This is a genomic window from Streptomyces sp. NBC_00654 (assembly GCF_026341775.1).
Classification (GTDB): domain Bacteria; phylum Actinomycetota; class Actinomycetes; order Streptomycetales; family Streptomycetaceae; genus Streptomyces.
In genome coordinates this window covers 2,027,664-2,047,620 of record NZ_JAPEOB010000002.1, presented here as the reverse complement: position 1 = coordinate 2,047,620, position 19,957 = coordinate 2,027,664, and the positions used below count along the sequence as shown (strand labels likewise).

At 70.4% G+C, this 19,957-nt stretch carries 18 protein-coding genes; 14 read left to right on the top strand and 4 right to left on the bottom strand.

The genetic code is table 11. The features are described from left to right. The first annotated feature begins 5 nt into the window (after positions 1-5). The 8 genes from murG to OHA98_RS29340 all read left to right on the top strand — a co-directional run bounded on the left by murG (position 6) and on the right by OHA98_RS29340 (position 7,225). On the top strand, positions 6-1,100 hold the full coding sequence (murG, locus tag OHA98_RS29375; RefSeq protein WP_266929878.1) for an undecaprenyldiphospho-muramoylpentapeptide beta-N-acetylglucosaminyltransferase: 1,095 nt from the start codon (positions 6-8) through the stop codon (positions 1,098-1,100). Positions 1,101-1,149: 49 nt separating this feature from the next. Further along, positions 1,150-1,944 carry a cell division protein FtsQ/DivIB gene (locus OHA98_RS29370; RefSeq protein ID WP_266929877.1) on the top strand — a complete coding sequence of 265 codons (795 nt, stop codon included), beginning with the start codon at positions 1,150-1,152 and terminating at the stop codon, positions 1,942-1,944. Positions 1,945-2,220: 276 nt separating this feature from the next. Then, positions 2,221-3,435: a cell division protein FtsZ gene (ftsZ, locus tag OHA98_RS29365; protein WP_266929875.1), complete on the top strand. Its 1,215-nt coding sequence runs from the start codon at positions 2,221-2,223 to the stop codon at positions 3,433-3,435. 35 nt (positions 3,436-3,470) lie between these two features. Then, a complete protein-coding gene (pgeF, locus tag OHA98_RS29360; protein WP_266929873.1) occupies positions 3,471-4,190 on the top strand; it encodes a peptidoglycan editing factor PgeF in 720 nt (239 codons plus the stop codon). Positions 4,191-4,196: 6 nt separating this feature from the next. After that, on the top strand, positions 4,197-4,916 hold the full coding sequence (locus tag OHA98_RS29355; protein ID WP_266929871.1) for a YggS family pyridoxal phosphate-dependent enzyme: 720 nt from the start codon (positions 4,197-4,199) through the stop codon (positions 4,914-4,916). Positions 4,917-5,041: 125 nt separating this feature from the next. Further along, entirely contained in the window at positions 5,042-5,659 is a 618-nt protein-coding gene (locus OHA98_RS29350; protein ID WP_266929870.1) for a cell division protein SepF, read from the top strand. Positions 5,660-5,748: 89 nt separating this feature from the next. Further along, a complete protein-coding gene (locus OHA98_RS29345; RefSeq protein WP_266929869.1) occupies positions 5,749-6,033 on the top strand; it encodes a YggT family protein in 285 nt (94 codons plus the stop codon). A gap of 49 nt (positions 6,034-6,082) precedes the next feature. After that, the gene (locus tag OHA98_RS29340; RefSeq protein ID WP_266929867.1) at positions 6,083-7,225 is read left to right on the top strand and encodes a DivIVA domain-containing protein; all 1,143 of its coding nucleotides are present in this window, start codon (positions 6,083-6,085) and stop codon (positions 7,223-7,225) included. Between the two features lie 209 nt (positions 7,226-7,434). Here OHA98_RS29340 and ileS read toward each other — a convergent pair whose 3' ends face one another. After that, complete coding sequence (gene ileS, locus OHA98_RS29335) at positions 7,435-10,614, bottom strand: isoleucine--tRNA ligase (protein WP_266929865.1); 3,180 nt, start codon at positions 10,612-10,614, stop codon at positions 7,435-7,437. 536 nt (positions 10,615-11,150) lie between these two features. Here ileS and OHA98_RS29330 point away from each other — a divergent pair. The 6 genes from OHA98_RS29330 to OHA98_RS29305 all read left to right on the top strand — a co-directional run bounded on the left by OHA98_RS29330 (position 11,151) and on the right by OHA98_RS29305 (position 16,696). After that, positions 11,151-11,942, top strand: coding sequence for a TraR/DksA C4-type zinc finger protein (locus OHA98_RS29330; protein ID WP_266929864.1), 792 nt, complete (start codon positions 11,151-11,153; stop codon positions 11,940-11,942). 199 nt (positions 11,943-12,141) lie between these two features. Beyond that, positions 12,142-12,786 carry a signal peptidase II gene (gene lspA / locus OHA98_RS29325; protein ID WP_266929862.1) on the top strand — a complete coding sequence of 215 codons (645 nt, stop codon included), beginning with the start codon at positions 12,142-12,144 and terminating at the stop codon, positions 12,784-12,786. 23 nt (positions 12,787-12,809) lie between these two features. Further along, on the top strand, positions 12,810-13,751 hold the full coding sequence (locus OHA98_RS29320) for an RluA family pseudouridine synthase (protein ID WP_266929860.1): 942 nt from the start codon (positions 12,810-12,812) through the stop codon (positions 13,749-13,751). Further along, the gene (locus tag OHA98_RS29315) at positions 13,748-14,224 is read left to right on the top strand and encodes a GNAT family N-acetyltransferase (protein ID WP_266929859.1); all 477 of its coding nucleotides are present in this window, start codon (positions 13,748-13,750) and stop codon (positions 14,222-14,224) included. Before OHA98_RS29320 ends, OHA98_RS29315 begins: the two co-directional genes overlap by 4 nt. A 175-nt stretch (positions 14,225-14,399) precedes the next feature. Continuing rightward, entirely contained in the window at positions 14,400-15,986 is a 1,587-nt protein-coding gene (locus OHA98_RS29310) for a Na+/H+ antiporter (protein ID WP_266929858.1), read from the top strand. A gap of 131 nt (positions 15,987-16,117) precedes the next feature. Then, complete coding sequence (locus OHA98_RS29305; protein ID WP_266929856.1) at positions 16,118-16,696, top strand: dienelactone hydrolase family protein; 579 nt, start codon at positions 16,118-16,120, stop codon at positions 16,694-16,696. 86 nt (positions 16,697-16,782) lie between these two features. Here the strand turns inward: OHA98_RS29305 and OHA98_RS29300 are convergent, their stop codons facing one another. The 3 genes from OHA98_RS29300 to OHA98_RS29290 all read right to left on the bottom strand — a co-directional run bounded on the left by OHA98_RS29300 (position 16,783) and on the right by OHA98_RS29290 (position 19,810). Beyond that, complete coding sequence (locus tag OHA98_RS29300) at positions 16,783-17,598, bottom strand: DsbA family protein (RefSeq protein ID WP_266929855.1); 816 nt, start codon at positions 17,596-17,598, stop codon at positions 16,783-16,785. A gap of 89 nt (positions 17,599-17,687) precedes the next feature. Next, on the bottom strand, positions 17,688-18,404 hold the full coding sequence (locus OHA98_RS29295; RefSeq protein WP_266929854.1) for a hypothetical protein: 717 nt from the start codon (positions 18,402-18,404) through the stop codon (positions 17,688-17,690). An 80-nt stretch (positions 18,405-18,484) separates the two neighbouring features. Further along, positions 18,485-19,810: a DUF2252 domain-containing protein gene (locus tag OHA98_RS29290; RefSeq protein ID WP_266929853.1), complete on the bottom strand. Its 1,326-nt coding sequence runs from the start codon at positions 19,808-19,810 to the stop codon at positions 18,485-18,487. Positions 19,811-19,957 lie beyond the last annotated feature (147 nt).

Below are 19,957 nucleotides of genomic sequence, written 5' to 3'. Positions count from 1 at the left end.
TTTCGGTGCATGTCGTACTCGCCGGCGGGGGGACCGCCGGCCACATCGAGCCCGCGCTTGCCCTCGCAGACGCCCTGCGCAGGCAGGACCCGGCCGTGGGAATCACTGCCCTCGGCACGGAACGCGGACTTGAGACCAGGCTCGTACCCGAGCGGGGGTACGAACTGGCGCTCATCCCCGCCGTACCGCTGCCGCGCAAACCGACCCCCGAGCTGATCACCGTCCCGGGACGGCTGCGCGGCACGATCAAGGCCGCCGAGCAGATCCTGGAGCGCACCAAGGCGGACTGTGTGGTCGGCTTCGGCGGGTACGTCGCCCTGCCCGGCTACCTGGCCGCCAAACGGGCCGGAGTGCCGATCGTCGTCCACGAGGCCAACGCCCGTCCGGGACTGGCCAACAAGATCGGTTCGCGGTACGCGCACGGGGTCGCCGTCTCCACCCCGGACAGCAAGCTGCGCGGCGCCCGCTACATCGGCATCCCGCTGCGCCGCACCATCGCGACCCTGGACCGCGCCCGGGTGCGCCCCGAGGCGCGCGCCGCCTTCGGTCTGGATCCCCATCTGCCGACGCTGCTGGTCTCCGGCGGCTCGCAGGGCGCCCGCCGCCTGAACGAGGTGATCCAGCGCGTCGCGCCGCTGCTCCAGCGCTCCGGAATCCAGATCCTCCATGCGGTCGGTCCGAAGAACGAATTGCCGCGCATCGACAACATGCCCGGGATGCCGCCCTACATCCCGGTACCGTACGTGGACCGGATGGACCTCGCGTACGCCGCGGCCGACATGATGCTCTGCCGCGCGGGCGCGATGACCGTCGCCGAACTCTCCGCCGTCGGGCTTCCCGCCGCCTATGTCCCGCTGCCCATCGGCAACGGCGAGCAGCGGCTCAACGCCCAGTCGGTGGTCAACGCGGGCGGCGGTCTGCTGGTGGACGACGCGGCGCTGACCCCGGAGTGGGTGCAGGGCAACGTCCTTCCGGTGCTGTCCGATCCGCACCGGCTGTACGAGATGTCCCGTGCCGCCGCGGAGTTCGGCCGGCGCGACGCCGACGACCTGCTCGTCGGCATGGTGTACGAGGCGATTGCCTCACGCCGCCAGGCGTGAGGCGGTGCGGACCCGGGGCGCGCGCCCCGGGTCCGGTGAAGGAGCGAGCGTGGCCGGAGGGACGACCGCCCAGCGCGGTGCGGGCAAGCGTGCGGACACCCCCGCCCGTCGGCCGCGCACCGGGCCCGAGGGACGCCGGCCGAGCCGCCGTACACTGCTCATCCTGATCGCCGTCGCGGTGGCCCTGCTCACCGCCGGCGCGGTCTGGGTGCTCTACGGGTCGTCCTGGCTGCGGGTGGAGCGGGTCGGGACCACCGGCACCGATGTGCTGACCCCGGCCGAGGTGGAGGCCGCGGCGGAGGTTCCGCTCGGGGCGCCGCTGATCTCCGTGGACACGGGTGCCATGGAGAACCGGTTGCGCCAGAAGTTGTCTCGTATCGACACAGTGGATGTCGTACGGTCATGGCCGCACGGCATCGGCCTTAAAGTGACCGAACGAAAGCCGGTCCTGTTGGTGAAAAAGGGCGCAAAGTTCATTGAAGTGGACGCGAAAGGCGTGCGCTTCGCGACCGTGGACAAAGCGCCCCGGGGCGTACCTCTGCTGGAACTGAAACCCGATCAGTCAGCGAGTTTGCGCCGCTTCGGCAGTGACCGTCTGTTGCGGGAAGCGGTCCGGGTCGCGGGCGGTCTTCCGGGGAACATCGCCAAGGACACCGAGGCCGTACGGGTCACCTCGTACGACTCGATCTCCCTGGAGCTGACCCGGGATCGTGTGGTGACCTGGGGCAGCGGCGAGGAGGGTCCGGTGAAGGCGAGAGTCCTCACCGCTCTCATGAAAGCCGCTCCCAAAGCGGGGCACTTCGACGTGAGTGCACCCACCGCCCCTGCGGTTTCCGGAAGTTGACGCACATTTGGCCTGGCCAGCACCCTGGTTGGTCAGCGCTACGGGTGATCACATAGGGTGAAAAGAAAAACGGGAGGTTCGGCGTGTTCGTTGAACGTGCGCCACTTGTCGACTTAGTGTCCTGTTCGGAAGAGTCCAAGAAGCAGACACACTGGTAACCCTAAACTTCAACGTTAGGGTTTGGGTCGGCGTCCGGACCGTCCCAATCGGCATCCGTCGTCGCCACGGGAAACCCGTGAAGCGACGACACGTAACTCGAGGCGAGAGGCCTTCGACGTGGCAGCACCGCAGAACTACCTCGCAGTCATCAAGGTCATCGGTGTCGGCGGCGGTGGTGTCAATGCCATCAACCGAATGATCGAGGTCGGCCTCAAGGGCGTCGAGTTCATCGCGATCAACACTGATGCGCAAGCCCTGTTGATGAGCGACGCCGACGTCAAGCTCGACGTCGGCCGTGAACTCACCCGCGGCCTCGGCGCCGGGGCGAACCCGGCCGTCGGTCGCAAGGCGGCAGAGGACCACCGTGAGGAGATCGAGGAGGTCCTCAAGGGGGCCGACATGGTCTTCGTCACCGCCGGAGAAGGCGGCGGCACCGGCACCGGCGGCGCACCCGTCGTCGCCAACATCGCGCGCTCGCTCGGCGCCCTGACGATCGGCGTGGTCACCCGCCCGTTCACCTTCGAGGGCCGGCGCCGCGCGAACCAGGCGGAGGACGGCATCGCCGAACTCCGCGAAGAGGTCGACACCCTCATCGTCATTCCCAATGACCGACTGCTGTCCATCTCGGACCGCCAGGTCAGCGTGCTCGACGCGTTCAAGTCGGCCGACCAGGTACTGCTCTCGGGTGTCCAGGGCATCACCGACCTCATCACCACCCCGGGTCTGATCAACCTCGACTTCGCCGACGTCAAGTCGGTCATGTCCGAGGCCGGATCGGCGCTCATGGGGATCGGCTCGGCCCGCGGGGACGACCGCGCGGTGGCCGCCGCGGAGATGGCGATCTCCTCGCCGCTCCTGGAGGCGTCCATCGACGGCGCCCGCGGTGTCCTGCTCTCCATCTCCGGCGGCAGCGACCTCGGTCTCTTCGAGATCAACGAGGCCGCCCAGCTGGTGAGCGAGGCGGCACACCCCGAGGCGAACATCATCTTCGGCGCCGTCATCGACGACGCCCTGGGTGACGAGGTACGGGTCACCGTGATCGCCGCGGGCTTCGACGGCGGACAGCCGCCGGCCCGTCGTGAGAACGTCCTGGGCGCGGGCGCCGGCAAGCGTGAGGAGCCGGCCGCGCCGGTACGGGCCGCCGAACCCGCCCGCCAGAGCGGCGGGCTGGGCTCGGTGCCTCTGCGCGAGGAGCCCAAGGCCCCGGCCGAATCCGCTCCGGTGGTGAACGAGAGCCCGCTTCCGCCGGTCTCGCCGCCGCACGTCCCGCCGGCCCGTCCCTACCAGGACACCCAGGCCGAAGAGCTGGATGTACCGGACTTCTTGAAGTGATAGGTCGGCATCACGGAGTCCCCGCGTTTCACGCGGTGGACTCGACGGGCGGCGCGCACTTCGCCTTCACCGACAGGTGGGGCGGGGTGAGCGCCGCTCCGTATGAGCAGCTCAATCTCGGCGGCGCGGTCGGAGACGACCCCGCCGCCGTGCGCGCGAACCGCGGGCGCGCCGCCCGCCACCTCGGTCTCGATCCGGCGCGGGTCGTCTGGATGAACCAGGTGCACGGGCGGGACGTGGCCGTGGTCGACGGACCCTGGGGCGAGGCCCGGGACATTCCGGCCGTGGACGCGGTGGTGACCGCCCGGCGCGGAGTCCCGCTCGCCGTGCTCACCGCGGACTGCACGCCCGTACTGCTGGCCGACCCGGTCGCCGGAGTCGTCGCGGCGGCGCACGCGGGACGGCCCGGACTGGTCGCCGGAGTCGTACCGGCCGCGGTCGAGGCCATGACCGGCCTCGGCGCCGAACCCTCCCGGATCGTCGCGCACACCGGCCCGGCCGTCTGCGGGCGGTGCTACGAAGTCCCGGAGCCGATGCGGGCGGACGTCGCGCGGACCGTTCCCGCCTCCTGGTCCGAGACGAGCTGGGGAACGCCGGCCGTGGACGTCACCGCCGGAGTGCACGCGCAGCTCGACGCCCTCGGCGTCGGTGACCGGCACCGCTCGCCGTTCTGCACCCTGGAATCGGGCGACCATTTCTCCTACCGCCGCGACCGCACGACAGGGCGGCTCGCCGGATATGTCTGGTTGGACTGATAGGGCATGACGGACCGTAGGACTCAACTCGCCGAAAATCTGGCACAGGTGGAGGAACGTATTGCTTCCGCTTGTGCAACAGTCGGTCGTAAAAGGGAAGAAGTGACCCTGATTGTGGTCACGAAGACTTATCCAGCGAGCGATGTGCGGATCTTGCACGAACTCGGTGTGCGCCATGTCGCGGAGAATCGCGACCAGGACGCGGCACCGAAAGCCGCCGCATGTGCGGATCTGTCACTGACATGGCACTTTGTCGGACAATTGCAGACGAACAAGGTTCGTTCTGTGGCGAGTTATGCCGATGTCGTGCAGTCGGTGGACCGCGTCAAGCTGGTCACCGCGCTCTCCGCGGCGGCGGTGCGCGGCGAGCGTGAACTGGGCTGTCTCGTCCAGGTCGCCCTGGACGCGGACAGTGGCGAGCGCGGTGAGCGCGGCGGTGTCGCGCCGGACGCGATCGAGGAGTTGGCCGCCGCGGTGGACGCGGCGCCGGGGCTCCGGCTCGACGGCCTGATGACGGTCGCGCCGCTGGCCGGTCCGTACGCCGGGCGGCAACGGGCGGCGTTCGACCGGCTGATGGAAATCGCATCCCGCCTGCGCTCCGGCCGCCCGGCTGCGAACATGGTCTCCGCGGGGATGAGTGCGGACCTTGAGGACGCCGTAGCGGCCGGAGCGACACATGTACGCGTCGGTACGGCGGTACTCGGAGTCCGACCCCGGCTCGGGTAACGTCGCGAAGCAGGTCGGACCACAGCAGAAAATATGGTCATTCCCACTCGCAGTGGGCAGACCACAGTGGATCGCGGGCACTTGGTGACGAATGCCGATCCACCACAGAGCGGAGGACTCAGAGCATGGCCGGCGCGATGCGCAAGATGGCGGTCTACCTCGGCCTCGTGGAGGACGATGGGTACGACGGTCCGGGGTTCGACCCCGACGATGAATTCGAACCCGAGCCGGAGCCCGAGCGGGACCGGCGGCGGCACCAGCCCGCGCATCAGGTGGAGCGCGAGCGCGAACGGGACGAACCGGTACGAGTCGTGCAACCGCCCGCGCAGCGCGAGCCGGTTCAGCTCCCTGCGGAAAGCGGACGACCCGCCCGAATCGCCCCCGTGGCATCCATCACACCTGAACGTCCGAACATGGAGAAGAACGCACCCGTGATCATGCCCAAGGTCGTGTCCGAGCGGGAGCCGTACCGCATCACCACGCTCCACCCCCGGACCTACAACGAGGCCCGTACCATCGGGGAACACTTCCGTGAGGGCACTCCGGTGATCATGAATCTCACGGAGATGGACGACACGGACGCAAAGCGACTTGTCGACTTTGCCGCAGGACTTGTCTTCGGTCTCCATGGCAGCATTGAGCGTGTGACGCAGAAGGTGTTCCTGTTGTCGCCTGCTAACGTCGATGTCACGGCGGAGGACAAGGCCCGTATCGCAGAGGGCGGATTCTTCAACCAGAGCTGAGAACACGACACCGGGAACAACCCGGCCGAGAGGCCGGTGCCGGCCGCGAGGCCGGAGCTACGAGAGCCAGGGGAGAGGGAAGCGCGGGAATGGGCGTCGCACTGGATGTGGTCTATATCGCGCTGATGTGTTTCCTCATCGTGCTGATCTTCCGGCTGGTCATGGACTACGTCTTCCAGTTCGCACGTTCATGGCAGCCCGGCAAGGCGATGGTGGTCGTTCTCGAGGCCACCTACACTGTCACCGATCCACCGCTCAAGCTTCTGCGGCGGTTCATTCCGCCGCTGCGTCTCGGGGGCGTGGCACTCGACCTGTCCTTCTTCGTTCTGATGATCATCGTCTACGTCCTGATCAGAGTTGTGGTCAGGTTGTGAGCGATACGGTCTTGCCGACTGCCGACGACTACGTAGAGGTGAAGAAGAGATGCCGCTGACCCCCGAGGACGTGCGGAACAAGCAGTTCACGACCGTCCGCCTCCGAGAAGGCTATGACGAGGACGAGGTCGATGCCTTCCTCGACGAGGTCGAATCGGAGCTGACCCGTCTGCTCCGCGAGAACGAGGACCTGCGCGCCAAGCTGGCTGCCGCGACGCGAGCCGCCGCGCAGAACCAGCAGCAGCAGGGCATGCGCAAGCCGGAGCCGCAGGACCGCCCGGGTGCGCCCGTTCCCGCCGCCATATCCGGACCGCCGGTGCAGCAGCAGCAGCCGCAGATGGGTCCGCCCCAGCTGCCCGGTGGCGCGCCGCAGTTGCCCGCAGGTCCCAGTGGCCATGGCCCCCAGGGTGGCCACGGTCCCGGTCCGCAGGGCCCGCACGGCCCCGGACCGATGCAGGGCGGTCCCATGGGTGGCCCGATGGGCGGCCCCATGGGCGGTCACGCCCCGCAGCAGCAGATGCAGCAGATGCAGCAGCCGCCGCAGATGCAGCAGCCCGGTCAGGGCCCCGGCGGCGACAGTGCCGCCCGTGTCCTCTCGCTCGCACAGCAGACCGCCGACCAGGCGATCGCGGAGGCCCGTTCCGAGGCCAACAAGATCGTCGGCGAGGCGCGCAGCCGTGCCGAGGGCCTGGAGCGCGACGCGCGTGCCAAGGCCGACGCGCTGGAGCGGGACGCGCAGGAGAAGCACCGCGTGGCGATGGGCTCCCTGGAGTCGGCCCGCGCGACGCTGGAGCGCAAGGTCGAGGACCTGCGTGGCTTCGAGCGCGAGTACCGGACCCGTCTGAAGTCCTACCTGGAGAGCCAGCTGCGTCAGCTGGAGACCCAGGCCGACGACTCGCTGGCTCCGCCGCGGACCCCGGCGACCGCTTCGCTGCCGCCGTCGCCCTCGCTGGCTCCGGCCGGCGCGGGTGCCATGGGCCACAGCATGGGCGGTGGCAGCCACGGCGGTCACAACAGCCAGCAGATGGGCGCCAACGCGTCCATGGGCGGTGCGCCTTCGTACGGTGGCCAGCAGCAGATGTCGCCCGCGATGACGCAGCCGATGGCACCGGTGCGGCCGCAGGCGCCGCAGCCGATGCAGCAGGCACCCTCGCCGATGCGCGGGTTCCTGATCGACGAGGACGACAACTGACCGGTTCGCGCTCGCTGAGCGCGTAGCCGTCGGCAGACAAAGGGCCGGGCCCCGGGATTCCTCCCGGGGCCCGGCCCTTTGCCGTGGGCGGTGGGCGAGGAGGCGGCGGCGGGGTGGTACCCGGAGTGCCGCCCCGGGCTCCGGGAAAGCGGACGGCCCGACCGGAAACTCTCCGGTCGGGCCGTCCTGCGCAGCGGGTGGGCTCCGGGTCAGCGCTCCGTGCGGCGCAGGCGGAAGGTGAGGGCCAGGCCCTCGTCCTCGAACGGGGCGCCGTACGTCTCGTCCGCCTCGGCCTGCGCGTAGTCCAGGGCCAGCACCTCGTCCTGGATCAGCGGCGCGTGCTCGGTCAGGGCCTCCACCGTCGCGGGGGAGGTGGACGTCCAGCGCACCGCGATCCGGTCCGCCACGTCCAGGCCGCTGTTCTTGCGGGCCTCCTGGATCAGGCGGATCGCGTCACGGGCCAGACCGGCACGCCGCAGTTCCGGGGTGATCTCCAGGTCCAGGGCGACCGTCGCGCCCGAGTCGGAGGCCACCGACCAGCCCTCGCGCGGCGTTTCGGTGATGATTACCTCGTCGGGGGAGAGGGAGACCGTCTCGCCGTCCACCTCGACCGACGCCGTACCCTGGCGCAGAGCCAGGGAGAGCGCGGCCGCGTCCGCGTCGGCGACGGCCTTGGCCACCGCCTGGACGCCCTTGCCGAACCGCTTGCCCAGGGCACGGAAGTTGGCTTTCGCCGTCGTGTCGACGAGCGAGCCGCCGACGTCCGAGAGCGAGGCCAGCGAGGAGACGTTCAGCTCCTCGGTGATCTGGGCGTGGAGCTCGGGGGAGAGGGACTCGAAGCCGGCCGCGCCCACCAGGGCACGGGACAGCGGCTGGCGCGTCTTGACGCCCGACTCGGCCCGCGTGGCCCGGCCCAGCTCCACCAGGCGGCGCACCAGCGCCATCTGCGTGGACAGCGCGGGGTCGATCGCCGTCAGGTCCGCCTTCGGCCAGGTGGAGAGGTGGACCGACTCCGGGGCCTCCGGGGCGACGGGGACCACCAGGTCCTGCCAGACCCGCTCGGTGATGAACGGGGTCAGCGGGGCCAGCAGCCGGGTCACCGTCTCGATGGCCTCGTGCAGCGTGCGCAGCGCAGCCTTGTCGCCCTGCCAGAAGCGGCGGCGCGAGCGGCGTACGTACCAGTTGGACAGGTCGTCCACGAAGGCGGAGAGCAGCTTTCCGGCGCGCTGGGTGTCGTAACCCTCCAGCGCCTGCGTGACCTGGTCCACCAGTGCGTTGAGCTCGCTGAGGAGCCAGCGGTCCAGGACCGTGCGGTCCGCGGGTGCCGGGTCGGCCGCGGACGGCGCCCAGTTGGACGTACGGGCGTACAGGGCCTGGAAGGCGACCGTGTTCCAGTAGGTCAGGAGGGTCTTGCGGACGACCTCCTGGATGGTGCCGTGACCCACGCGCCGAGCCGCCCACGGGGAGCCGCCCGCCGCCATGAACCAGCGCACCGCGTCGGCACCGTGCTGGTCCATCAGCGGGATGGGCTGGAGGATGTTGCCCAGGTGCTTGGACATCTTCCGTCCGTCCTCGGCGAGGATGTGGCCGAGGCACACCACGTTCTCGTACGACGACTTGTCGAACACCAGGGTGCCGACGGCCATCAGGGTGTAGAACCAGCCGCGGGTCTGGTCGATGGCCTCCGAGATGAACTGCGCCGGGTAGCGGCTCTCGAAGATCTCCTTGTTCTTGTACGGGTAGCCCCACTGCGCGAACGGCATCGAACCCGAGTCGTACCAGGCGTCGATGACCTCGGGGACGCGGTACGCCTCCAACTGGCAGTTCTCCTGCGAGCAGGTGAACGTGATCTCGTCGATGAACGGACGGTGCGGGTCCAGCTCCGACTGGTCGGTACCGGTCAGCTCACCGAGCTCGGCGCGCGAGCCGACGCAGGTGAGGTGGTTGTCCTCGCAGCGCCAGATGGGCAGCGGCGTGCCCCAGTAGCGGTTGCGGGACAGTGCCCAGTCGACGTTGTTGTTCAGCCAGTCGCCGAAGCGACCGTTCTTGACCGAGTCGGGGAACCAGTTGGTCTTCTCGTTCTCTTCGAGGAGCCGGTTCTTGATCGCGGTCGTGCGGATGTACCAGGACGGCTGCGCGTAGTAGAGCAGCGCGGTGTGGCAGCGCCAGCAGTGCGGGTAGCTGTGCTCGTACGGGACGTGGCGGAAGAGCTTGCCGCGGGCGGCCAGGTCCTCGGTGAGCGCCTCGTCGGCCTTCTTGAAGAAGACCCCGCCGATCAGCGGCAGCCCTTCCTCGAAGGTTCCGTCGGGACGGACCGGGTTGACGACCGGGAGGCCGTAGGCGCGGCAGACGGCGAGGTCGTCGGCGCCGAAGGCGGGGGACTGGTGGACCAGACCCGTACCGTCCTCGGTCGTGACGTATTCGGCGTTCACGACGTAGTGGGCCGCGGCCGGGGTGGATCCGTCGCTTCCCCCGACGCTCGGGAAGTCGACCAGCGTGAACGGGCGCTCGTAGGTCCAGCGCTCCATCTCACGGCCGGTGAAGCTCTCGCCGGTGGTCTCCCAGCCCTCGCCGAGCGCCTTCTCCAGCAGCGGCCGCGCGACGACGAGCTTCTCCTCGCCGTTCGTCGCGACGACGTAGGTGACCTCGGGGTGTGCGGCGACGGCGGTGTTGGAGACCAGGGTCCAGGGGGTGGTCGTCCAGATCAGGAGCGCGGCCTCGCCGGCCAGCGGGCCGCTGGTCAGCGGGAAGCGTACGAAGACCGAGGGGTCGACGACCGTCTCGTAGCCCTGTGCCAGCTCGTGGTCGGAGAGCCCGGTGCCGCAGCGCGGGCACCAGGGGGCCACCCGGTGGTCCTGGACCAGCAGGTCCTTGTTGAAGATCTCCTTCAGCGACCACCACACGGAGTCGACGTACTCCGGGTCCATCGTGCGGTACGCGTCGTCCAGGTCGACCCAGTAGCCCATGCGGGTGGTCAGCTCGGTGAAGGCGTCGGTGTGCCGGGTGACGGACTCGCGGCACTTGGCGTTGAACTCGGCGATGCCGAACGCCTCGATGTCCTTCTTGCCGTTGAAGCCCAGCTCCTTCTCGACCGCGAGCTCGACCGGCAGGCCGTGGCAGTCCCAGCCGGCCTTGCGGCCGACGTGGTAGCCCTGCATGGTGCGGAAGCGGGGGAAGACGTCCTTGAAGACGCGGGCCTCGATGTGGTGCGCGCCGGGCATGCCGTTGGCGGTGGGCGGGCCTTCGTAGAAGACCCACTCCGGGCGGCCCTCGGACTGTTCGAGGCTCTTGGCGAAGACCTTGCTGTCGCGCCAGAAGTCGAGCACGGCGTGCTCGAGCGCGGGCAGGTCGACCTGGGCGGGCACCTGGCGGTACTGCGGCGATGTCATGTGCGGCTTCCTCCGGCGGACGTTTTCCACTTCCGTCGGAGGGACGAGAGCATGTCGCTCCCGCGGTACCACCCTCCTTGGCCCCGGGCGTGCGCCCTTGGCCCCCTCATTGGGGTCGCGATGCCGGGTCTACTGGCCTTGCGGCGTTCTTCCGACGGCTCCGGGTGATCTTCACGACGCGCTCGCCCCCGGGCTTCCACCGTCCCCGGGTCGCTCATGGCCGCGTACGACGCTACTCGTCCCATCCACGCCTCTCGCTGAGGCCAGTGTACGGGCCCGTACGGGTGACGGCCGACCGGTTTACCCCGCGGCGCGGGCGTGACCCGAATGGCCACAGGGGAGCGGACGGACTTCCCGGCCGGGGGCGGGAGCGGATTACCGGGCGGGGAGCTGGGCACAACGGAGGCAGGCGCGCCACGACCCGGGTACGGGGAGGGGCGTGACGGCGGCGTGCCCCGTTGCCGCGGAGCTGGGGTCGATTTATCGTCCCAGCACGATTCGCGTGCAAGATCACAATATGTGAAGGGGCCGCGGCCATGGTGGCGAAGAAGACGGCGAAAGAGACCGTGGCCGGCACAGAGGCCGACGGAGAGCCACCGGCCGGGACGGCGGCGAAGAAGGCCGCCGCCAGGAAGACGGTGGTGAAGAAGGCACCGGCGAAGAGGACCGCCGCCAGGAAGACGGCGGTCGAGAAGGCGCCGGTGAAGAAGACGGCGGCCAGGAAGACGGCGGCCAAGAAGGCGCCGGCGAGGAAGAGCGCGGTCGAGAAGGCTTCGAAGAAGGCCGCAGCGGCGGCCACGGGGGCGGCCCAGGCCGCCGAGCAGACGGGAGCCCACACGGTGGTAGCCAAGAAGAGCGCGGGTCGGACCACAGCTGCCGGGAAGGCCGCGGCCGCGGTGCCGCAGGCCCGCGCGGCCGCTGCGACAGCGCCCGGAGAGCTGGCGGTACGGCCCGGGGAGGACCCCTGGACGCCGGAGGAGGTCGCCGAGGCGCGCACGGTCCTGACCGGTGAGGTTCTGCGGCTGCGGAGCGAGCTGGAGGCTTCGGGTGCCGCCCTCGCCGGACTGATGCGGGACTCCGGTGACGGTGCCGGGGACGACGAGGCGGACACCGGTACGAAGAACATCACCCGCGAGCACGAGCTGTCGCTGGCCGCCAACGCGCAGGAGATGCTGGAGCAGACCGAGCGTGCCCTGGCCCGGCTGGAGGCGGGGACCTACGGACTCTGCGAGATCTGCGGCAAGCCGATCGGCAAGGCACGGATGCAGGCCTTCCCCCGGGCCACGCTGTGTGTGGAGGACAAACAGAAGCAGGAGCGGCGCGGCTGATCCCCGGGGCGCCCCTCCGGCCCCGCGGTGCCTGCCACCGGCCCGGCGGCGGCTTTTGTCCGGTCCGGGCGGCCCTTTCGTCCGGACCGGACCGCGGCCGCGGGTGCCGGACCCCCGTCGGCCCGGCCCGACCCGGACGAAAGGGCCCGGGTGTGTCGTACCCTCGTCCTCAGTCAGGCACCTAGGTTGAGGGACTCACGTGGCAGAGGCGGAGCGCATCATCGGTACGCCGGATATCCCTGATGCCGAGGGGGTGGCCGGGGACGAGACCCCGCAGACCGCCGAGGCCGGGGCCAAGGGCCCGGACGCGGGCGAGACCGGGAGCACGGAAGCGGGCGGGGCGGCGGCCGGGGGCAAGGGCCACCGGAGGATCCTCGCGCTCTTCGTCGTGGCCGTGGTCGCCTATCTGCTCGACCTGAGCAGCAAGATGCTCGTGGTCGCCAAGCTGGAGCACCAGGAGCCCATCGAGATCTTCGGCGACTGGCTGAAGCTCAGCGCGATCCGCAACGCGGGTGCCGCGTTCGGGATCGGCGAGGCCTTCACGGTGATCTTCACCGTGATCGCCACCGGGGTGATCGTGGTCATCGCCCGGCTGGCCCGCAAGCTCTACAGCCTGCCGTGGGCCATCGCGCTGGGGCTGCTGCTCGGCGGTGCGCTCGGAAATCTCACCGACCGCATCTTCCGCGCGCCCGGCGTGTTCGAGGGCGCGGTGGTGGACTTCATCGCCCCCGCGCACTTCGCTGTCTTCAACCTCGCCGACTCCGCGATCGTCTGCGGCGGAATCCTGATCGTGATCCTTTCCTTCAAGGGCCTGGACCCCGACGGCACCGTGCACAAGGACTAGCGGGCGCAAGGCATACTCGACAGGTGAGTACGCATCCCGAGATCCGCACCCTGCCCGTACCCGATGGCCTGGAAGGCGAGCGTGTCGACGCCGCCATCTCCCGGATGTTCGGTTTCTCCCGCACCAAGGCCGCAGAGCTGGCCGCTGCCGGGAAGGTCCAGGTGGACGGTTCGGTGGCCGGGAAGTCCGAGCGGGTGCACGGTGGCGCCTGGCTGGAGGTGGAGATGCCGCAGGCGGCCGCTCCGGTCCAGATCGTCGCCGAGCCCGTCGAGGGCATGGAGATCGTGCACGACGACGACGACATCGTCGTCATCGTGAAGCCGGTCGGCGTCGCGGCCCACCCGAGCCCCGGCTGGACCGGGACCACCGTCATCGGCGGGCTCGCGGCCGCCGGGTACCGGATCTCCACGTCCGGTGCCGCCGAGCGCCAGGGCATCGTGCACCGCCTGGACGTCGGCACCTCCGGGCTGATGGTCGTCGCCAAGTCGGAGCGGGCCTACACCCTGCTCAAGGCACAGTTCCGCGACCGGGTCGTCGAGAAGAAGTACCACGCGCTCGTCCAGGGCCACCCGGACCCGATGAGCGGCACCATCGACGCCCCCATCGGCCGGCACCCCAACCACGACTACAAGTGGGCGGTCACGGCCGAGGGCAAGCCGTCGGTCACGCACTACGACCTGATCGAGGCCTACCGGGCCGCGAGCCTCCTCGACATCAAGCTGGAGACGGGCCGCACGCACCAGATCCGGGTGCACATGTCGGCCCACCGCCACCCGTGCGTCGGCGACCTCACCTACGGCGCCGACCCGACCCTGGCCAAGCGGCTGGGGCTGACCCGGCAGTGGCTGCACGCCGTGCGCCTCGGCTTCGAGCACCCCTCCGACGGCAGCTGGGTGGAGTTCGCCAGCAGCTACCCGGACGACCTCCAGCAGGCCCTCGACAAGATCGCGGCGGAGAGCGAATGACCGTCGGGCCCGCCCCGTACACCACCCGCAGGGCCCTCGACGACAGCGATCTCGCGGCCTGCTTCCAGATCCGCAAGGACGTCTTCGTCGGTGAGCAGCGGGTGCCCGAGGAGATCGAGTACGACGCGCACGACGCGGACGCGGCGCATGTCCTGGCGCTCGCGGCGGACGGCTCGGCGCTCGGCACGGGGCGGCTGCTGCATGGTCCCGCGGTGGCGGACCGGACGGGCGGCGACCTCACGGCCGGCTCGCTCGGCAGGCTCGCGGTGACCCGGGAGAAACGCGGCCTCGGCGTCGGCGCCGCACTGGTGCGCGCCATCGAGGACGAGGCGCGCGCCCTGGGACTGGCCGCCGTCGACCTGCACGCCCAGACCCACGCCCTCGGTTTCTACGAGCGGCTCGGCTATGTGGCGTACGGCCCCGATTTCCCGGACGCGGGCATCGCCCACCGGGCCATGCGCCGCCCGCTCTGACGGCGCCCCTCGGGTCGGCGGAAGCGGGGCGACGGCGGCCGATACCTCGGAGGACCGAGGTGCCAAGGGGGCTGCCGGGTGGGGGTGTTGTCTGAATTGCAGGGATTGCGTGGCAGGGTGGAAGCCCCTATCGGCCGATCGCACGGCCTGACCCCGCCCGCCCGGAAGGCACATCGTGGACCAAATGGCACTGCTGCTCCTGCTTCTGCTGGGAGCCGTGGTCACGGTGCCCCTCGGGGAGCGTCTGGGCCTCCCGGCGCCGGTGCTGATGACGCTCGCCGGGGTCGCGATGGCGTTCACCAGCTTCGTACCGAATGTCGACGTCCCGCCGGAGATCATCCTCCCCGCGCTGCTGCCGCCGCTGCTCTACGCCTCCGTGCAGCGCACCTCCTGGCGGCAGTTCGCGGCCAACAGACGGCCGATCTTCCTGCTGGCCGTGGCACTGGTCTTCGTCACCACGGCGGCCGTCGCCGCGGTCGCCAACGCGATCGTCCCCGGGCTGCCCATCGCCGCCGCGGTCGCCCTCGGTGCGCTCGTCGCCCCGCCCGACCCGGTCGCCGCGACCGCTGTCGCGGGCTCGGTCGGACTGCCGCGCCGGCTCGTCTCGATCCTGGAGGGCGAGGGGCTGTTCAACGACGTGACCGCGATCGTGCTCTACCACGTGGCGATCGCCGCCGCCGTGAGCGGGACCTTCTCGCTGCCCGAGGCGTTCGGCCTGCTGATCCTGTCCGCCGCCGTCGCGGTGGCGGTCGGACTGGCGCTGGGCTGGCTCACCATCAGACTGATGAACGTCCTGGGTGACGCCACCCTTCAGGTCGGCCTCTCCCTGCTCGTACCGTTCGTGAGTTACGTCCTCGCCGAGGAACTCATGGGGTCGGGTGTGCTGGCCGTCCTCACCACCGCGCTCTTCCTCGCCGAGCGCACCGCGGACGCCGACGATGTCCTCGGACGTCTCACCGGACGCACCTTCTGGGAGATCGTCGACACGCTCGTCACCGGGGTCGCCTTCGGGCTGATCGGCCTCGAACTCCACAGTGTCTTCGGCACAGCCGACGGGCGCGAACTGCGGATGGTGGGCTGGGGCCTGGCGATCGTCGTGGTCGTCGTGGGCGTACGGCTGCTGTGGCTGCTCCCCGCGGCCTGGCTGGCCAAACGGCTGCACACCCGGCGCGATGTGAGCGAGGAGATCCCCACCAGCCGACGGGAGACCGTCGTCATGTGGTGGGCCGGGATGCGCGGGGTGGCCTCGGTCGCGCTGGCGCTGGCGATCCCGCTGGAGACGGACGACGGGAAGCCGTTCCCCGGCCGCGACGAGATCATCTTCATCGCGTTCGCCGTCATCATGGCGACCCTCGTCCTCCAGGGGCTCACCCTGCCGTGGCTGGTGCGCAAGCTCGGGGTGCGTGCCGACACCGACGCCGAACAGGCCCTGGAACGGGAGCTCGCGATCCGGGCCGCCAAGGCGGCCAAGCACCGGCTCAAGGAGATCCAGGAGGTCGAGGACTTCCCGGAGGACGTCGTGGAGCGGCTCCAGCGCGCGGCCTACGACATCGGGGCCCGGATCAGCCCCGACATGGTCGACGACGAGCGGCGCGAGGCGTACGCGCAGCGGGCGGAACGGTTCCGGGCGGTCAGCCGCATCCAGCGGGAGATGATGTCGGCCGCCCGCCACGCGGTGCTCTCCGCGCGCAGCGAGCCGGGCGCCGACCCCGAGGTGGTCGACCGGGTGCTGCGCTACCTGGACGTACGCAGCCTGCGCTGAGGCGGCGAAAAGGGGGAGCGGCAAGGGGGCGCGCCGGGGCGGAGCGGCAGGAGGCCAGGGCGGCAGGGCCCGGCGCCGTCCGGCAGGTCCTGGGGCCCTGTCGTTCGGCGCGGGCCGGGCTCGCTGGCACCATGGGCGTCATGAACATCATGCTTTTCCACTCGACCTACGGGCTGCGGCCCGCCGTGCACGCCGCGGCCGACCGGCTCCGGGCCGCCGGCCATGAGGTGCGGGTGCCCGATCTGTTCGAGGGGCACACCTTCGACACGGTGGAGGAGGGCATGGCCTTCAAGGAGCAGGTGGGCAAGGACGAGCTGCTCAGGCGTGCCGTGCTGGCCGCGGCGCCCTACTCCGACCAGGGCCTGGTGTACGCGGGCTTCTCCTTCGGCGCCGCCACCGCGCAGACCCTCGCCCTCGGCGACGAGAAGGCACGCGGACTGCTGCTCCTGCACGGCACGTCGGACATCGCGGAGAACGCCTCGGTGGACGAACTGCCCGTACAGCTGCACGTCGCCGACCCCGACCCGTTCGAGTCGCCCGACTGGCTCAACAGCTGGTACCTCCAGATGCGGCGGACCGGCGCCGATGTGGAGGTCTACCGCTACCCGGGCGCCGGACACCTGTTCACCGACCCGGAGCTGCACGACTACGACGAGCGGGCCGCCGAGCAGACCTGGAAGGTCGCCCTGGGGTTCCTCGCCACGCTGTGACCGGGCCGGAAGACCCGCGGCGGGGTCCCGCACCTTCCGGTGCGGGACCCCGCCGCGCCGTACGGCCGTGAGCGGACGGGCGGACGTTACGCCTTCAGCGCCTTGTCGACCGCGGCGTTGAAGTCGGGCACCGTCATGGGGGCGTTCTCGCTGCCCTCGGCGGTGACCGGCTTGCCGTCCATCCTCAGCGACGGCGTGCCCGTCACCCCGCTCTTGTCGAACGCCTTGGACATCTTCATCGCCCACGCGTCGTACGTGCCGTCCTCGACGGCCTTCTGGAACTCCTTGTTGCCCTTCAGCGCGTCCACGGAGTCCGCCACCTCGATCAGGAAGCTGTCCTTGGCGAACTTGTCGTCGCTCTCCTCCGGGTGGTACTTCGCGGAGTAGAGCGCGGCCTTGTAGTCCAGGAACGCCTCGGGGCTCACATCGAGGGCCGCGCCCAGCGCGCTGAGGGCGTTCTTGGAGCCCTCTCCGCTGTCGGTGTTGTCGATGAAGGTCGCACCGACGTACTTGATCTTGTACTTGCCCGCCTCGACGTCCTTCTCGACGGTCTCGCCGAGCGCCTGCTCGAACGTGCCGCAGATCGGGCAGCGCGAGTCCTCGTACAGCTCAAGGGTCTTCTTGGCGGTCGACTTGCCGATGACCACGGTCGTGCCGTCCTTGCCCGAGGTGTTCTTCGGGGCGGTCACGTTCTTCGCGTCCGCGGCGGCCGTCCAGGCGTCCGGCTTGTTCAGCTGCATCACGCCGTAGCTGATGCCGCCGATGACCGCCAGCGCGGCGACGACCGAGACACCGACGACGATCTGCTTGCGGGCCTTGTCCTTCTTCGCCTGGCGCTCGCGCTCGGCGCGCAGCCGCTCGCGGGCCGCTGCCTTGTTGGCCTGGGTGTTGCGCTTGCTCATGATCGTTCTCCGTGGATATGTGAAAGCTGCGTGTGGGGGTGTGCTGTACGGCCGGGGCCCGCTGTTCCGGGGCCCGGCGTGCCGCGTGCTCAGAGCGCGGCACGGGCCGTCAGCGGCGGACCCCTTCGCCCCACGGAGTGCCCCAGCAGACGGGCCGGGCAGAGCGGGTGCGGGCGGCCGGCCGGGCGGGGGGCGCGGGCCGTCCGGCGGCGGGAGTGGCTCACCACGGCGACCGCGGTCAGCAGCGGGCGGAACGCCAGGGCGGCCACCGCGCGCAGCAGCCCCGCGAGGGCGGACTCCCCGCGCCTCAGCCAGGCCGCGGCGAGCAGCCCGACGGTCACATGGGCGGCGAGCAGCAGCCACGGCACCGCGGGCCCCGGCTGCGCCAGCAGCGCGGCGGCCCGGTCACCGGCCCCGGTCACCCCGGCCAGCGGGGTGCCCACCGTGCCGACACCCGCCAGATGCGCGCCGCCGCTCCCGCCGCACAGCACATCGACGCCCACGGACCGCAGCGGCCCCGCGATCGGGCCGCCGGCCGCCCCGTAACAGAGATGCTGCCCCGTGGTGAAGACCGTGTCGGCGGCCAGCTCCAGCGGGACGAGCAGGCCCGCGATCGCCCCGAAGCCGCGCTCCCGGCCCGCCAGCGCGTACGCCGTCGCGAAGACGACGCAGGCCAGCATCGCGACCACGGTCAGCGGGAGCGGGACCTGGGAGAGCAGCACATGGGAAGCAGTGGACAGGGTGACGACGAGCGCTGTGAAAAGCGCCGCGCGCACCACCCTGAGCTGCGTCCCTGAGATGTCCATCGCCGGAGAGTGTGTCATGTGTACCTGTAAACGACCCCTAAAAGGCCCGGACCCGCGGGACCCGGAGGCCCGGGACCGCCCTACAGACCGGGAATGCGGCCGTTGCGGAAGAGGTCCACGAAGATCTGGTGGTCGGCGCGGGCACGGGCCCCGTAGCTGTGGGCGAAGTCGACCAGCAGCTCCGCGAAGCCCTCCTCGTCGGCCGCGATGGCCGCGTCGATCGCCCGCTCCGTGGAGAACGGCACCAGCGAGTGCCCGCTCTCGTCGTCCGCCGCCGAGTGCATCGTCGCCGTCGCCCGGCCGAGATCGGCGACGACGGCCGCGATCTCCTCCGGCTCGTCGATGTCGGACCAGTCCAGGTCGACGGCGTACGGCGACACCTCCGCGACCAGCTGGCCCGCGCCGTCCAGCTCGGTCCAGCCGAGCCACGGGTCGGCGTGGGCCTGCAGCGCGCGCTGCGAGATCACGGTTCGGTGCCCCTCGTGCTGGAAGTAGTCCCGCACGCCGGCGTCCGTGATGTGCCGGGAGACCGCCGGGGTCTGCGCCTGCTTGAGATAGATCACCACATCGTTCTCCAGGGCGTCGCTGTTGCCCTCCAGGAGGATGTTGTACGACGGCAGCCCGGCCGAGCCTATGCCGATGCCCCGCCGGCCCACCACGTCCTTCACCCGGTACGAGTCGGGGCGGGTGAGGCTCGACTCCGGCAGTGTCTCCAGATAGCCGTCGAACGCGGACAGCACCTTGTAGCGGGTCGCCGCGTCCAGGTCGATCGCCCCGCCGCCGGCGGCGAACCGGCGCTCGAAGTCCCGTATCTCCGTCATCGAGTCCAGCAGCGAGAACCGGGTCAGGGAGCGGGCGTCGCGCAGCGCGTCCAGCAGCGGACCCTGGGCGGTGTCCAGCGTGAACGGCGGCAGCTCGTCGTTCTTCGCGCCGGTCGCCAGGGCGTGGATCCGCTCCCGGTAGGCGGCGGCGTAGATCCGCACCAGCTCGCCGATCTGGCCGTCGCCCAGCGCCTTCGCGTAGCCGATCAGGGCGACGGAGGCGGCGAAGCGCTTGAGGTCCCAGGTGAACGGGCCCACGTACGCCTCGTCGAAGTCGTTCACATTGAAGATCAGCCGGCCGTTGGCGTCCATGTACGTGCCGAAGTTCTCCGCGTGCAGATCGCCGTGGATCCACACCCGTCCGGTGCGCTCGTCCAGATACTCCCCGCCGTGCCGCTCCCGCTCCACATCGCCGTAGAACAGGCACGCCGTGCCGCGGTAGAAGGCGAAGGCCGAGCCCGCCATCTTGCGGAACTTGACCCGGAAGGCCGCGGGATCTGCGGCCAGCAGCTCACCGAAAGCGGTGTCGAAAACGGCGAGGATCTGCTCCCCGCGCTGCGCTGCGCCGGTCTGCGTTTCCGACATTTCTTGGTGCCTCCTGGTACCGGACGTGCATGACGTGGGACGTGCCCCATGACGTGACTGAGGACATGACAAATAGGACACGTTCCTCAGCCTCTACAACGCGCGACCGTACCCGGGAGTGCCCTTCGTCCGTCACCTCCAAGACGT

Excerpts from the sequence above, each read along its gene's own strand:
- OHA98_RS29355 (WP_266929871.1), top strand. The coding sequence starts at position 4,197 with ATGACGGACCGTAGGACTCAACTCGCCGAAAATCTGGCACAGGTGGAG.
- OHA98_RS29350 (WP_266929870.1), top strand. The coding sequence starts at position 5,042 with ATGGCCGGCGCGATGCGCAAGATGGCGGTCTACCTCGGCCTCGTGGAG.
- OHA98_RS29345 (WP_266929869.1), top strand. The coding sequence starts at position 5,749 with ATGGGCGTCGCACTGGATGTGGTCTATATCGCGCTGATGTGTTTCCTC.
- OHA98_RS29340 (WP_266929867.1), top strand. The coding sequence starts at position 6,083 with ATGCCGCTGACCCCCGAGGACGTGCGGAACAAGCAGTTCACGACCGTC.
- ileS (WP_266929865.1), bottom strand. The coding sequence starts at position 10,614 with ATGACATCGCCGCAGTACCGCCAGGTGCCCGCCCAGGTCGACCTGCCC.
- OHA98_RS29330 (WP_266929864.1), top strand. The coding sequence starts at position 11,151 with ATGGTGGCGAAGAAGACGGCGAAAGAGACCGTGGCCGGCACAGAGGCC.
- OHA98_RS29315 (WP_266929859.1), top strand. The coding sequence starts at position 13,748 with ATGACCGTCGGGCCCGCCCCGTACACCACCCGCAGGGCCCTCGACGAC.
- OHA98_RS29305 (WP_266929856.1), top strand. The coding sequence starts at position 16,118 with ATGGGCGTCATGAACATCATGCTTTTCCACTCGACCTACGGGCTGCGG.
- OHA98_RS29300 (WP_266929855.1), bottom strand. The coding sequence starts at position 17,598 with ATGAGCAAGCGCAACACCCAGGCCAACAAGGCAGCGGCCCGCGAGCGG.
- OHA98_RS29295 (WP_266929854.1), bottom strand. The coding sequence starts at position 18,404 with ATGGACATCTCAGGGACGCAGCTCAGGGTGGTGCGCGCGGCGCTTTTC.
- OHA98_RS29290 (WP_266929853.1), bottom strand. The coding sequence starts at position 19,810 with ATGTCGGAAACGCAGACCGGCGCAGCGCAGCGCGGGGAGCAGATCCTC.